Source organism: Edaphobacillus lindanitolerans, from assembly GCF_900156305.1.
In the GTDB taxonomy this organism is placed as follows: domain Bacteria; phylum Bacillota; class Bacilli; order Bacillales_A; family Planococcaceae; genus Bhargavaea; species Bhargavaea lindanitolerans.
In genome coordinates this window covers 1206228-1219169 of the sequence record NZ_FTPL01000001.1, presented here as the reverse complement: position 1 = coordinate 1219169, position 12942 = coordinate 1206228, and the positions used below count along the sequence as shown (strand labels likewise).

Below are 12942 nucleotides of genomic sequence, written 5' to 3'. Positions count from 1 at the left end.
GAAGTGGCAACAATCGAACAGATGAAATTCGCCCGCGGCTACACACTCGGCCAGCTGAAGAAGCTGGAAGGGGCGGACTGGGACAAGATGCCGGCAGGCTTCAACAACAACGTCCGCTGGAATGCCGGACATATCTTTGTTTCGCTTGAAGGCTTCACGAAAGCGATCGATCCGGATTACGAGATCCAAAACCCGGACTGGACGCCGCTCTTCAACACCGGGACAAGCCCGTCGGACTGGAACGGCCATGTCCCTTCGGCCGAGGAGATTCTCGGAGCGCTGAAGTCCCAGACTGACCGGATCGCAGAAACGCTCGAAGGGAAGCTCGACAGCCGGCTCGCCAACCCGATGAACCTCGGCGGCCATGAGATGAACACCGGTGACGCCGTGCTTCAGTTCACCGTATGGCATGAAGGCGTCCACGCCGGACTCCTCAATGCCTTCGCCCACAGTTTGGATCAATAAAGAAAAGGCTGCCCGCGGGCAGCCTTTTCATATGTAGTCGTAGTTGTTGCAGCCCTTTGAATCCACTTGCCCGCTTTAGCGCTCACTCGCCGTCCGTCCCTGCTCACCCACCGGCAAAATGAATCCGCTCCGGCACCCGATGCGCCTGCTTACTCTCCGCCGTCTTTCCGGCGCTTGGACCAGGCCATGATCAGTGCGCCGGTGATTCCGAGAATGGCGATGATGAAGACCATTTTCCAACGGAAGGCAAGGGCGGGGAACACGAGGTTCATGAGAATGATGACCACGATGAGGAAGACTGCCGCAAGCGGGACGAGTCCGCTGTTTTGCTTCATGCGAGAACACCTGCTTTCCATCGATCTGGGCGGGGCCCGGCGCCCCGGCCGCTGTGCGGCGGCGGACCGGCATCATCCGGCCACATCCGCCCGCATCCCTTCTTATTCTACCAGTCCGTTCTGATAAGCATAGACCGCGGCCTGGGTCCGGTCGTCCACATCGAGCTTGGAGAGGATGTTGGATACGTGGGTCTTGACGGTCTTCAGTGCGATGAACAGGTCGTCGGCGATATCCTGGTTCGTCTTGCCCTTGGCGATCAGGAGCAGGATCTCCCGCTCGCGGACGGTCAGGTCATCATGAAGCGCGCGTTCGCCGCCGCGCATGCGCTGCATCATCTTCGTCGTCACCTCGGGCTCGAGCACGGTCCGGCCGCCGAGGGTTTCCCGGATGGCATCGGCGATCCGCTGGGCCTTCGACGTCTTGAGGATATAGCTCACCGCACCGGCTTCAAGCGCCGGATACACTTTGTCGTCGTCCAGAAAGCTCGTGACGACCATGATCCTCGCTTCCGGCCAATCCCGGATAATGGCGGCCGTGGCCTCGGCGCCGTTCATCTCGGGCATGACCATGTCCATCAGGATGATGTCGGGCCGGAGCCTGAGCGCAAGCTCCACTGCCTCGCGCCCGTTTGCCGCCTCCCCGACAACCTCCATGTCCGGCTGCAGCTGCAAAAACGCCGACACCCCGATCCGCACCATTTCATGATCATCTGCCAGCATCACCCGGATCATCTCGATCCCTCCGTTTCTTCGCGTTCTAGATTAAGAAGTGCCGTGCCTTCCACGCCGCCGGACGGTCTTTCCGTCTCACCGGACTCCGCCCCGTCTTCTTCAAGGTGAGGGGAAGCGGGGACTTTCACTTCGATGATCGTCCCCTGTGACGGCACGGAGACGACTTTGCACGTGCCGCCGATTTCCACTGCACGCTCGCGGACATTCCGCAGGCCGTAGGAGCCGGCCCTACCGTCGCCTTCCCGGAAGCCGACGCCGTTGTCCTGCACGCGGAAGATCGCAATGCCGTCTCGTTCGACGAACAGGACATCGAGCTCGGTCGCTTTTGCGTGGCGCAGGGCATTGGACAGCGTCTCCTGGGCGATCCGGAACAGGTGATCCTCGGCGCCTTTCGAAAGCGGGACGTCTTCGATGCGGCCGCGGATGGCGAAATGGACTTTTTCGTCGAGTTCCCGGAGCAGTTCCCGAAGGCCGTCCGCCAGTGTCTTGTCATTGAGTGCCGCCGGACGCAGGTGAAGGAGAAGGGCCCTCATCTCGACCTGCGCCTGCTGGACGGTCTTCTCCACCTGTTCAAGCACTTTGGACGGGCTGCCTTTCTCCTGGCGTTCTTTCTCCGCCATTGCCGACAGAAGCATCGAAGCGGCAAACAGCTGCTGGGAGACAGAGTCATGCAGTTCGCGCGCGAGGCGCTGGCGTTCCTGGACAAGCCGTTCCTGGACGAGTTCCTCCTGGGTTTCCGCTCGTTCATCGGAAATCTGCTTGAGCCGTTCGCGCTGGGTGCCGAGCAGCCTCTCGACATCAGCCAGCACGCGCTCCGTCTGGTTCGGAAGCGGCGCGGCCTCGCCGGTTTGTGCATCGCGGCCGCCCGTCAGCAGGGCAAGCCGCCGCTCGACGGTCTTCCCGACCGAGCGGACGAGCAGCGTTGACCAGGCGGACAGGCACCATCCGAGCGCCACGGCGACCGCCAGGATCCAGACCGCTGGCGGCATGCCGTATCGTACTTCTTTGATAAGCGGCATCCACGTGTCTTCTTGGGGAAAGCCGAGCAGCAGGAACAAAATCCCGCCGGCGATGAGCAGGAAGAGGAAGGACAGGAGAAAGCCGCGTGTGATGAATGATTTCATTTCCGAGACACCTCCACGTCCCCGAACCAGGTGGCGATTGTGATGATGAGTTCCGCCGCCGGACGTTCCTCCTGGCCGTAGCCGTCCTTCATATGAAGCTGCTCGTTCACGAGCCGGCTACGGTGCCGGTTGAACAAGCGTGAATCACCGAGCAGGGTCGTATAGTGCACGCGCACCGGAATCTCGTACGGAACGTCGATCCGGATTTTCCCGATGCCCTGGCGGACGGAGATGAACGATGTGCCCTTCGGCAGGACGGTCTCCGTCACGTCGACATGAAGATCCCCGAACAGCCCCTGGATGTGGATATCCTCCCATTCATATGCCGTAAACGGCGTCGACTGAACGGAAAACAGGCGGTTGCGGATGATGCCGTTCGGCGTTTCCGGCCGGTACTCCCGGAGCGGCCGGGTGATTTCTTCGGACGGCATGCCCTTCCACATCTGATAGAAAATATAGGCGAGGATGCCGAACACGAACAACCGCAGCGTCCAGAGGGACAGCAGCGCAATCACGAGGAAAAACACCCCGGTCCAGAGAAGCCACTTATGCCGCTTCCGGAGACCGTAATAAATGAAACCTGCACCGAGGAGCGCGAAAACGATGCTCCCGTTATGTGAAAACGCCGCCTCTGCAAACACGAGCAGCAGGAAGCCGATGAGGATGAGTCTGAGCTGATCAGTCGTGAGCCGGTTCATCGGCGTCTCCTCCTTTCGGGGTGGTGGATGGGCAAAAACAATCAATCTCATTCATAAAAGAAAGGAAGGCGGGTCGCCGCCCCCTTCCTTCAGTGTACAAAATCCTGCAGCGGATGTCGCCGTCAAACGGATTCCTTTTCGCATTCCTCGATGATGGTGAGTGCATCGAGCCGGCGTTCCATCGTCGAGCGGTCGGCCTCTGCCTGCGGCTTCGGTCCGCCGAGGTTCTCGATGTATTCACGCATTTCGCCATAGGATGCGACCGGACCGCTGTCCTCCCGTCCGATGACCGCATCCATGCGGCGGTGGGCGCGTGTCGCGTTTTCCTTGCCCATGAGCTGCAGCTGGCGGACCTTCATGTCTTTCACTTTATGCTTCATCTCCTCGAACTTCCGCTCAAGGGCGATCAATTCATTTTCCGTCTCAAGGATCGAGCCTTCGAGCTCGGAGACGCGGGTTCCGTACGCCCGCACTTCGTCACGGGCAAATTCGGCCAGGTCTTCCTCGCCCGCCTTTTCTGCAAGCTCGAGCTGGTCCCGGCGCTTTTCAAGCATGGCGGCCGCTTCCGTGCGTTCCTTCTCCAGCTCCGCCTTCAGCTTCGCCTGACGGTCGAGCAGGCGGCCGGTCGAGTCGGTCTGCTTCTCCGCCGCGCGGATGTATTCATTGAGCATGGTGATCGGGTTGTGCTGTTCTTTTTTGTCGAGCAGGTCGTGCAGGTCGGCCTGCACGGAGTATTTGATCCGGTTCCAGAGTGTGTTCATTGTAGGTTCCTCCTTTGTTGGGTGGGCCGGTGCACGTATCGGTGTGTCCCGGCCGGTCAAAATCATTTCGTCAGTTTGCTCCATTCGCGTTCGAAGTTGTCGAACGGGTCATCCGAAGTGCCGGGGATGGCGGCTTCGCGGTTGTTCCACTTATGGTACACATACCAGAGGGCGGCGACGGCGAGCAGGCCGACGAATGCCGGGATGTTGCCGATTGCGGTCAGTGCGCCGATGATGCCCACTGCGGCCCAGCAGAACCGGCCGAATCCGGACGCGGTGCGGTGATAGAAGTGCCACCCCGCATACATGATGGCGGCTGAGATGACGAGTCCGATGATGGCCCCGAGGTTCGCCAGCACCGTGATGCCGGCGACGATTCCGATTGTGACGAGCAGAAATTTCTTCATTTGTTTCTGCCTCCTTTCGTTGTAACCCTAGTATAGGACGGCACCCGTTCTTTTCGAACAGCCGGCAAGCCGATTTTCCACTAGGTCCAGAGGCTGATTTCCGCCGGGGCCGGAGACCGGAGCGGCCGGGGATTTCATCAATCCGGGCCGAATGTTAAGCAACGCTTTCCGAGTGTTAAGCAAACCGTCCCGAGTGTTAAGCAAAGGGAGCCGGGTGTTAAGCAGTCCGGGCAATCGGACCTATTTTCGCTTTAAAACAGGATGGCGTTGGCAACGCTTTCATGCTAGGATATTTAATAGAATAATCATTTAATTAAGATAAAAGGGGGAGTCGGGATGCGGGAAACGGTCATCGTGGAAGGGGTGCGGACGGCGGTCGGACGGCGCAAGGGGGCGCTGTCCGGCATGCGGCCGGACGAGCTTGCGGCAGTCGTCCTTGACGGACTGGTCGAGCGTGCGGGCATCGGAAAAGAACAGGTGGAGGACGTCATCCTCGGCTGCGTGACGCAGTCGGGCGAGCAGGGCGGCAACATTGCCCGGACCGCGGCGCTGATCGCCGGGTTCCCGGTCGAGGTGCCGGGCGTGACGATCGACCGCCAGTGCGGCTCAAGCCAGCAGGCGGTGCATTTCGCGACACAGGCCATTGCATCGGGGGACATGGACATTGTCATCGCGGGGGGCGTCGAAAGCATGACGCGCGAGCCGATGTTCTCAAATATCGGCGAGAAAAAGCCGAGCAAGAAACTCACGGCTCAACATGAAATCATCAACCAGGGACTGTCCGCCGAGCGGATCGCGGAGAAATGGGGATTCACCCGCGCCGACCTCGACAACTATAGTGCGCAAAGCCACGAGCGTGCATTTTCGGCAATCCGGGAAGGCCGTTTCGGGGGCGAGATCCTCCCCGTCGAAGTCACCGGGGAAGACGGAGCGGTTAAGGTGTTCGACCGGGACGAAGGTCCGCGGGAAGGGTCGACCCCGGAAGTGCTCGGCGGGCTCAAGACAGTCTTCAAAGAAGACGGCGTCATCACGGCGGGCAACGCGAGCCAGATGAGCGACGGGGCGTCGGCCGTCCTGATCATGTCCCGCGAGAAGGCGGATGAGCTGGGACTGAAGCCGAAAGCCCGGATTGTCGCTCGTTCCGTCGTCGGCTCAGATCCGACGCTCATGCTGACGGGGCCGATCGCCGCGACGCACAAAGTGCTTGAGAAGGCCGGGCTCACAATCGACGACATGGACACATACGAAGTGAATGAAGCGTTCGCCCCCGTCCCGCTTGCCTGGCTGGCGGAAACCGGTGCGGATCCGGAAAAGCTCAATGTGGACGGCGGTGCGATTGCGCTCGGCCACCCGCTCGGCGCAACCGGCACGAAGCTTCTCGTCACGCTCATGAACCGCCTCGAACGGACCGGCGGCCGGTACGGGCTGCTCGCGATCTGTGAAGGGATGGGCATGGCCAACGCGACGATCATCGAGCGCCTCTGAACCGGAGAGGTGCTCGATGGAGGAAACCGAATGAACGTTCATTCAAAAAAGATTTGAACAGGGGGAATGGTTCGTGGACATGAACAGAGTGAAGGCCATCATCACCGGAGGTGCTTCGGGACTCGGTGAAGCTACAGCCCGGCACATTGCCGCATCCGGCGGGAAGGTCGCCATTTTTGACCTGAATGAAGAAAAAGGGGCCGTGCTCGCCGAAGAACTCGGCGGGGAGGCCGTGTCATTCCATAAAACGGATGTCTCCAGCGGGGAAGACATGCAGAAAAACGTGGCCGCCGCGAAGGAAGCGATGGGCGGCCTGAACATCGTGGTCAACTGCGCGGGCATCGGCACGCCGGGCAAGCTCCTCGGCCGCAAGGGGCCGCACGCACTCGAGACGTTCGAACGGGTCATCCAAGTTAACCTGATCGGAACGTTCAACGTCATCCGCCTCGCCGCGGAGGCCATGACCGACAACGAACCGGGCGAGGACGGGGAGCGCGGCGTCATCATCAACACCGCATCCGTCGCGGCATTCGAAGGCCAGATCGGCCAGGTTGCCTACAGTGCGTCCAAAGGCGGCGTCGCCGCAATGACACTCCCGATCGCCCGCGAACTGGCGGCCTACGGCATCCGCGTCATGACGATCGCCCCGGGACTCATCAACACGCCGATGTTCGACGGACTGCCGGATGCCGCCCGCGAATCGCTCGAACAGATGGTGCCGTTCCCGCAGCGCCTCGGCCATCCGGAAGAATACGCCCGGCTCGTCGAAGCCATCGTGACGAACCGCATGCTCAACGGCGAAGTCATCCGCCTCGACGGCGGCATCCGGATGCAACCGAGATAACCGGCCGGGAAGGATGAGCCCAGTGCCCCCGACAACGGGGTGGAGACTCGCTGCATCCGTGGTAAAACTCGCGGCGCTTGAGGGGGAACTCACCGCCCCCGGGGGAAAACACTCGCTACTTAGAGGAAAACTCACGGCATCAGGGGGGAAAACCCGGCGTTCAGGGAAACTCACGGCACCCGGGGGAAAACTCGGTGCTCAAGGAAAACTCTCGGCACCTGAGGGAAACTGCCACTCAAGGGGAAACTCACGATCCTCTAGGAAAACTCACGGCACTAAGAGGAAAACTGATGATGCCGGAGGGAAAACTCGTCACTCAAGGAAACTCGGACGCTCTTAGTAAAACTCACGTCACCCAAGGTAAAGCTCGCGCCACTCAGAGGAAAACTCACGGCATCCGGGGGAAAACCCGGCACTCAAGGAAAACTCGGACGCTCTTAGTAAAACTCAAGGCACCCAAGGTAAAACTCGTGCCACTCAGAGGAAAACTCGTGTCATCCGGGGGAAACCCGGCGTTCAGGGAAACACGGACCTCTTAGTAAAACTCAAGGCACCCAAGGTAAAACTCGTGCCACTCACAGGAAAACTGGCGGCATCCGGGGGAAAACTCGTGCTTAAGGAAAACTCGGACGCTCTTAGTAAAACTCACGTCACCCAAGGTAAAGCTCGCGCCACTCACAGGAAAACTCGCGACATCCGGGGGGAAACCCGGCACTCAAGGAAACTCGGACGCTCTTAGTAAAACTCACGATACCTAAGGGAAAACTCACGTCCCCCATGGTAAAACTCGTACCACTCACAGGAAAACTCACGCCACACATGGTAAAACTCACAACACTCGGAAGAAATCTCTCACCACTCATAGGAAAGGGGGAGCGACACCATGCCACGCTATCACTGGGAAAATGACGAACACGACTTGTTCCGCGAGTCGCTCCGGAAATTCCTCCGGAAGGAAGCAGAACCTCATTTTGAACAATGGGAGAGGGAACGCCTCGTCCCAAAATCATTTTGGAAACGGCTCGGGGAGCTTGGATTCCTTTGTCCGCAAGTCGACGAGTCGTACGGCGGGCTCGGCCTTGATTTCAGCTACGGAGTGATCATCGGGGAGGAGATGGAGCGCATCGGCGCGGGCTTAACCGGCGTCGGGCTACACAATGATATCGTCGTGCCGTACATCGAGTCGTACGGCTCAGACAGCCAAAAGCAAAAATTCCTGCCCGGCTGCGTCGCGGGCGACCGGATCACGGCGATCGCGATGACCGAGCCGGGGACGGGATCGGACCTGGCGAACATCCGGACGACCGCCATCCGGGACGGCGACCATTACATTGTGAACGGCCAGAAGACGTTCATCACGAACGGCATCAACGGCAACCTTGTGCTCGTCGCCGTGAAGACCGACCCGGACGCCCAGCCGAAGCACCGCGGGGTCAGCCTCCTTCTCATCGAGGAAGGGACGCCCGGCTTCACAAAGGGAAGGAAGCTCGACAAAGTCGGCATGCACTCGCAGGACACGGCGGAATTGTATTTCGAAGACTGCCGCGTTCCGGCGGAGAACCTGCTCGGGGAGGAAGGCAAAGGATTCCAATATATGATGGAAAAACTCCAGCAGGAGCGGCTTGTCGTCGCACTCGCCGCACAGACCGCCGTGGAGGACATGCTGCAGCTCACCGTCGACTATGTGAAATCCCGCGAAGCGTTCGGCCGCCCGGTCGCCTCGTTCCAGAACACCCAGTTCAAGCTCGCAGAGATTGCGACCGAAGCCGAACTCGGCAAGGCCTTCCTCGAATCACTCATCGCGGATCATCTGGCCGGCAAAGACATCGTCACGAAAGTATCGATGGCTAAATACTGGATCACCGAAAACGCCCGGCGTGTCGCCGCCGACTGCATGCAGCTCCACGGAGGCTACGGCTACATGGAGGAATACAAAATCGCCAGGCGCTACCGCGACATCCCGGTCATGTCCATCTACGCGGGCACGAACGAGATCATGAAAACGATCATCGCCAAAAACATGGGCCTCTCTGGAGGGAAAGGCCATTGAAGGAAATCAGCGATGCCCATCCCGCATCCGTGGCGGCAACGTCCGACGGTCGTACGGGTCTCGTGAATCCCGGTATGCCCGAAGGACGGTTTCTTGACGGCATCCGGGTGATCGATCTGACGTATTATCTTCCGGGTCCCCATGCTGCCTGGCGGCTCACCGAAATGGGGGCCGACACGGTCAAAGTCGAGCCGCCCGGCGGGGAACCGAGCCGGAAACTCGGCGGCGGGGTCGTCCATGAAGCGAACAACGGCGGGAAGAAGATCGTGGAACTGAATCTAAAAGCAGCGGAAGGGTGTGCCGCCCTGCAGGATCTCGTCCGGGAGGCCGATGTCCTCATCGAGTCATTCCGTCCGGGCACGCTCGAGCGGCTCGGCTTCGGTGAGGCCGAATTGGCCCGGCTGAACCCGGGGCTCATCTATTGTTCGATGACCGGCTACGGCCAGGCCGGACCCTTCGCCCGTGCCGGCAGCCACGACCTGAATTATCTTGCGCTTTCCGGCGTCCTGTCACAGCTGGCCGATGAAAACGGCAGGCCGGTCCATCCGCTCAATACGATCGCCGACTATGCAGGCGGGCTCTCCGTGTCCGAAGGCGTCTGCGCCGCACTCGTCCGGAAAATGCAGACCGGCCGGGGCGCACGGCTCGATGTGTCGATCACCGATGTCCTCGCCGGCTGGCAGGGCGTCCACCTCGCCTACCGGGCGGCCGGCCTGTCGGATCGCGGCATCCCCGGCATCGACGGCAGCCTGGCGAGATACTCGATCTATGAAACTTCAGACGGCCGGCATGTTGTGCTGGCCGCGCTTGAAGAGAAATTCTGGCATGCGTTCTGCGATTATGCCGGACACCCCGAATGGAAAGGAGGCGATGAACGGTGCGGCGGCCCGGTCCACATGGAAGTTGCCGATCACTTCCGGAGCCGTCCGCATGAACACTGGCTCAACGTCTCGCTTGAGACCGATTTCTGCCTCACGCCCGTCCTGAGACCCGGCGAGCTGGACAACCACCCCCACTGGCGGGGTAGGACGCCGCTTGCTTAACCCCCGGGCGGGATTGCTTCCCACCAGAGCTTAGCACTCAGGCATGATTGCTTCACACTCAGGCAGGTTTGCTTAACACCCGGTCACAGTCTCTTAACACTCAGGTAACCTTGCTTCAAACTCACCGTTTTCCGGCTTTCCCCGTCGTTCATTCCACCAATAAAGGAGATGGAACCCTATGATGGACACACCGCTGCTTTTGAACATGTTCGTGGACCGCGCGGAGCGGTTTTTCCCGGACAAGGAAATCGTCTCGAAGACCCGGACGAAGACGCACCGGATCCCGTACCGCGAATTTGCAAAGCGCAGCCGAAAGCTCGCCGATCTGCTGACGAAGCTCGGCATGGAGCGGGGGACGAAAGTCGGGACGTTCGCCTGGAACACGCACCGCCACCTCGAAGCGTATTTCGGCGTGCCGTGCGCCGGTGCCATCCTGCACATGGTCAACATCCGCCTGTCGCCCGAGCATATCGCCTATGTCATCAATCATGCGGAAGATGAAATCCTGCTCGTCGATGACGACCTGTTCCCGCTGATCGAGAAGCTCGCACCGCAGCTGACGACGGTCAAGCACATCGTCGTGATGGCGGATTCGACCGACATCCCGGACACGCAGCTCACAAACGTCCACTCCTATGAAGCACTCATGGCGGAGGCGTCCGATGGGTTCAAGTTCCCCGAGGATCTCGATGAAAATACACCGGCCGGCATGTGCTATACGAGTGCCACGACGGGCAATCCGAAAGGTGTCGTCTATACCCACCGGGGGCTCGTGCTCCACAGCTACGCACTCGGTCTTGCCGACGGGATGGGCCTGTGCGAGCGGGACACCGCCCTGTCCGTCGTGCCGATGTTCCATGCAAACGCGTGGGGGCTGCCGTTTGCGGGCGTCTTCTTCGGCACGAAGCAGGTGCTCCCGGGTCCGGGCGGATTCAATCCCGAAGTGCTTCTCGACCTGATCGAAGAAGAGAAGGTCACCCTCACCGCCGGCGTGCCGACCATCTGGCTTGCCGTGGCAAAGGCGCTCGAGAAAAAACCGCGCGATCTCAGCTCGCTCCGCGCAATCGTCTGCGGCGGTTCCGCTTCGCCCAAAGGACTCATCCGCAAGTTCGAAGAGACATACGGGGTGCCGTTCATCGTCGGCTATGGCATGACCGAGACGACGCCGCTCGTCAGCCTGTCGAATTACACGTCCGAGACCGCCGGCAAATCGATGGACGAGAAGATCGATGCCCGTGCGACGCAGGGCATGACGATTCCAGGCATCGACACGCGTGTGGTCAACGAGAACGGCGAAGTGCCATGGGACGGGCAGACGATGGGCGAGCTCACCGTCCGCGGTCCGTGGATCGCGGATGAATACTACCGGGATGAGCGCACGGCGGACGCCTTCCGCGACGGCTGGCTCTATACGGGGGATATTGCCGTCATGACGCCGGAAGGCTATATCAAGATCACCGACCGGACAAAGGACCTGATCAAATCCGGCGGGGAATGGATCTCCTCGGTCGATCTCGAAAACGCCCTCATGACCCATCCGGACGTGTTCGAAGCAGCCGTCATCGCCGTCCCGCACGAAAAATGGCAGGAGCGGCCGCTCGCCTGCGTCGTCCTTAAAGAGGATGTCGCCCGCACCGACGACAAGAAGCAGGAACTGCTCGACTATCTGGATGGCCAATTCGCCAAATGGTGGATCCCGGACGAAGTCGCCTTCCTCGATGAAATCCCGAAAACGTCCGTCGGCAAATTCCTCAAGGCGAAGCTGCGCGATCAGATGGGCCAGACCGTCTGATCATCGGCGAACAAGCGAACCGGAGCTTCATACATGTTCGGCGCCCCGAATATTGAACACCCGGCAGAACTGCCGGCACCGGGGAGAAACTCGGAACATATTGCACCGGCAGGAACCCCAGTCATCCCGGACCAAGCTTTGGCCGCCCATCACCAAAACTCCGTCACCCGTTCAAAAAAAAGCCGGAGGGGAACAGGTTCAGCCTGCTCTCCTCCGGCTTTTCTTTATTCCTTCAGTCCGTCATGGATGTTCCGGATGTTGTATTCCAGGAAGTCGGTGTAGGTCCCGCCCTCGGATCCCGGCTTGCCGAGTTCGTCCGAGTACAGTTCGTGTGCAATCGGCACGCCGGTTTCGTTGGAGACCGTTTCCATCGGCCGGCGGTCGACGTTCGATTCGACGAACAGCGACGGCACGTCCCGCTCGCGGATGAAGTCCACGAGGGCCTTGATCTGCGCCGGCGATCCGTTTTCTTCGGTGTCGATGGCCCAGATGTACCCTTCCTCAAGTCCGTATGTTTTCGCCATGTACTGATAGGCCCGTTCGCCCGTCACGAGAATTCGGCGTTCCTGCGGAATTTCAGAAATCTTGGTTTTGTAATCCCGGTCGATGTCGCGGAGCTTGCCGAGCAGTTCTTCTGCATTTTTCTCATATTCCTCCTTGTGGTCCGGGTCGGCCTTCACGAACGCTTCGCGGGTATTCTCCACCATCTTCATGCCGACGGTCGGGTCCAGGAAGGCATGCGGATTGATTTCACCTTTATGGCCTTTTTTGTCCGAAAGGTACAGCGGCTCGACGCCTTTCATCAGTTCGAACACCTTTGATTCGTCGGTGCCCGTCGTATCGAGCAGGCGGAAGAACCAGCCTTCCTCACCGCCCTCCAGGTTCAGCCCGTTGTAGAAGATCACATCCGCGTCCGACGTCTTCTTCACATCCTCGGGCAACGGTTCGTATTCATGAGGCGCGGTCCCGATCGGCACCATGCTGTGGACCGACACGCGATCGCCGCCGACTTCGTTGGCGATGTCGTATAGGATCGAGAATGTTGCCACGACATGCAGTTTGTCTTTGTCGCGGTTCCCCGGCTCCTGGCCGGATGTGTGTTCGTTCTCTTTGCTGCTGCAGGCGCCGAGTGTGAATACAGCGGCGAGCAAAAGAACGAGCGCTCCCCGGGTTTTATTCTTCATTTGAAATAAACCCCTTTCATCT

General features: G+C 60.0%; 13 protein-coding genes. 6 read left to right on the top strand and 7 right to left on the bottom strand.

Annotated features, from left to right (window positions below; genetic code table 11):
• Window positions 1–3: 3 nt before the first annotated feature.
• Entirely contained in the window at window positions 4–465 is a 462-nt protein-coding gene (locus B0B07_RS05585; protein WP_076757334.1) for a DinB family protein, read from the top strand.
• Between the two features lie 149 nt (window positions 466–614).
• Here the strand turns inward: B0B07_RS05585 and B0B07_RS05580 are convergent, their stop codons facing one another.
• The 6 genes from B0B07_RS05580 to B0B07_RS05555 all read right to left on the bottom strand — a co-directional run bounded on the left by B0B07_RS05580 (window position 615) and on the right by B0B07_RS05555 (window position 4522).
• Window positions 615–800, bottom strand: a complete 186-nt coding sequence (locus B0B07_RS05580; RefSeq protein ID WP_076757333.1) for a hypothetical protein — start codon at window positions 798–800, stop codon at window positions 615–617.
• Between the two features lie 102 nt (window positions 801–902).
• A complete protein-coding gene (locus tag B0B07_RS05575) occupies window positions 903–1532 on the bottom strand; it encodes a response regulator (RefSeq protein WP_076757332.1) in 630 nt (209 codons plus the stop codon).
• Complete coding sequence (locus B0B07_RS05570) at window positions 1529–2656, bottom strand: sensor histidine kinase (protein ID WP_076757331.1); 1128 nt, start codon at window positions 2654–2656, stop codon at window positions 1529–1531. The genes B0B07_RS05575 and B0B07_RS05570 overlap by 4 nt, the downstream gene beginning before the upstream one ends.
• The gene (gene liaF / locus B0B07_RS05565) at window positions 2653–3354 is read right to left on the bottom strand and encodes a cell wall-active antibiotics response protein LiaF (RefSeq protein WP_076757330.1); all 702 of its coding nucleotides are present in this window, start codon (window positions 3352–3354) and stop codon (window positions 2653–2655) included. The genes B0B07_RS05570 and liaF overlap by 4 nt, the downstream gene beginning before the upstream one ends.
• A 122-nt stretch (window positions 3355–3476) precedes the next feature.
• Window positions 3477–4115, bottom strand: coding sequence for a PspA/IM30 family protein (locus B0B07_RS05560; RefSeq protein WP_076757329.1), 639 nt, complete (start codon window positions 4113–4115; stop codon window positions 3477–3479).
• A 62-nt stretch (window positions 4116–4177) separates the two neighbouring features.
• Window positions 4178–4522 carry a lmo0954 family membrane protein gene (locus B0B07_RS05555; protein WP_076757328.1) on the bottom strand — a complete coding sequence of 115 codons (345 nt, stop codon included), beginning with the start codon at window positions 4520–4522 and terminating at the stop codon, window positions 4178–4180.
• A 336-nt stretch (window positions 4523–4858) separates the two neighbouring features.
• Between B0B07_RS05555 and B0B07_RS05550 the strand changes: the two genes are divergently transcribed.
• From B0B07_RS05550 to B0B07_RS05525, 5 genes are all read left to right on the top strand, one after another.
• Complete coding sequence (locus tag B0B07_RS05550; protein ID WP_076757327.1) at window positions 4859–6007, top strand: thiolase family protein; 1149 nt, start codon at window positions 4859–4861, stop codon at window positions 6005–6007.
• Between the two features lie 73 nt (window positions 6008–6080).
• Window positions 6081–6851 carry a 3-hydroxyacyl-CoA dehydrogenase gene (locus tag B0B07_RS05545; RefSeq protein WP_076757326.1) on the top strand — a complete coding sequence of 257 codons (771 nt, stop codon included), beginning with the start codon at window positions 6081–6083 and terminating at the stop codon, window positions 6849–6851.
• 883 nt (window positions 6852–7734) lie between these two features.
• Window positions 7735–8901 carry an acyl-CoA dehydrogenase family protein gene (locus B0B07_RS05535; RefSeq protein ID WP_076757324.1) on the top strand — a complete coding sequence of 389 codons (1167 nt, stop codon included), beginning with the start codon at window positions 7735–7737 and terminating at the stop codon, window positions 8899–8901.
• Window positions 8898–9944, top strand: coding sequence for a CaiB/BaiF CoA transferase family protein (locus B0B07_RS05530; protein ID WP_234982249.1), 1047 nt, complete (start codon window positions 8898–8900; stop codon window positions 9942–9944). Before B0B07_RS05535 ends, B0B07_RS05530 begins: the two co-directional genes overlap by 4 nt.
• A 178-nt stretch (window positions 9945–10122) precedes the next feature.
• The gene (locus tag B0B07_RS05525; protein WP_076757323.1) at window positions 10123–11736 is read left to right on the top strand and encodes a long-chain fatty acid--CoA ligase; all 1614 of its coding nucleotides are present in this window, start codon (window positions 10123–10125) and stop codon (window positions 11734–11736) included.
• A gap of 224 nt (window positions 11737–11960) precedes the next feature.
• On the opposite strand, the gene B0B07_RS05520 is transcribed toward B0B07_RS05525, so the two are convergent.
• Window positions 11961–12920, bottom strand: a complete 960-nt coding sequence (locus B0B07_RS05520) for a metal ABC transporter substrate-binding protein (protein ID WP_076757322.1) — start codon at window positions 12918–12920, stop codon at window positions 11961–11963.
• Window positions 12921–12942 lie beyond the last annotated feature (22 nt).

Excerpts from the sequence above, each read along its gene's own strand:
- B0B07_RS05580 (WP_076757333.1), bottom strand. The coding sequence starts at position 800 with ATGAAGCAAAACAGCGGACTCGTCCCGCTTGCGGCAGTCTTCCTCATC.
- B0B07_RS05575 (WP_076757332.1), bottom strand. The coding sequence starts at position 1,532 with ATGATCCGGGTGATGCTGGCAGATGATCATGAAATGGTGCGGATCGGG.
- B0B07_RS05570 (WP_076757331.1), bottom strand. The coding sequence starts at position 2,656 with ATGAAATCATTCATCACACGCGGCTTTCTCCTGTCCTTCCTCTTCCTG.
- liaF (WP_076757330.1), bottom strand. The coding sequence starts at position 3,354 with ATGAACCGGCTCACGACTGATCAGCTCAGACTCATCCTCATCGGCTTC.
- B0B07_RS05560 (WP_076757329.1), bottom strand. The coding sequence starts at position 4,115 with ATGAACACACTCTGGAACCGGATCAAATACTCCGTGCAGGCCGACCTG.
- B0B07_RS05555 (WP_076757328.1), bottom strand. The coding sequence starts at position 4,522 with ATGAAGAAATTTCTGCTCGTCACAATCGGAATCGTCGCCGGCATCACG.
- B0B07_RS05550 (WP_076757327.1), top strand. The coding sequence starts at position 4,859 with ATGCGGGAAACGGTCATCGTGGAAGGGGTGCGGACGGCGGTCGGACGG.
- B0B07_RS05535 (WP_076757324.1), top strand. The coding sequence starts at position 7,735 with ATGCCACGCTATCACTGGGAAAATGACGAACACGACTTGTTCCGCGAG.
- B0B07_RS05525 (WP_076757323.1), top strand. The coding sequence starts at position 10,123 with ATGATGGACACACCGCTGCTTTTGAACATGTTCGTGGACCGCGCGGAG.
- B0B07_RS05520 (WP_076757322.1), bottom strand. The coding sequence starts at position 12,920 with ATGAAGAATAAAACCCGGGGAGCGCTCGTTCTTTTGCTCGCCGCTGTA.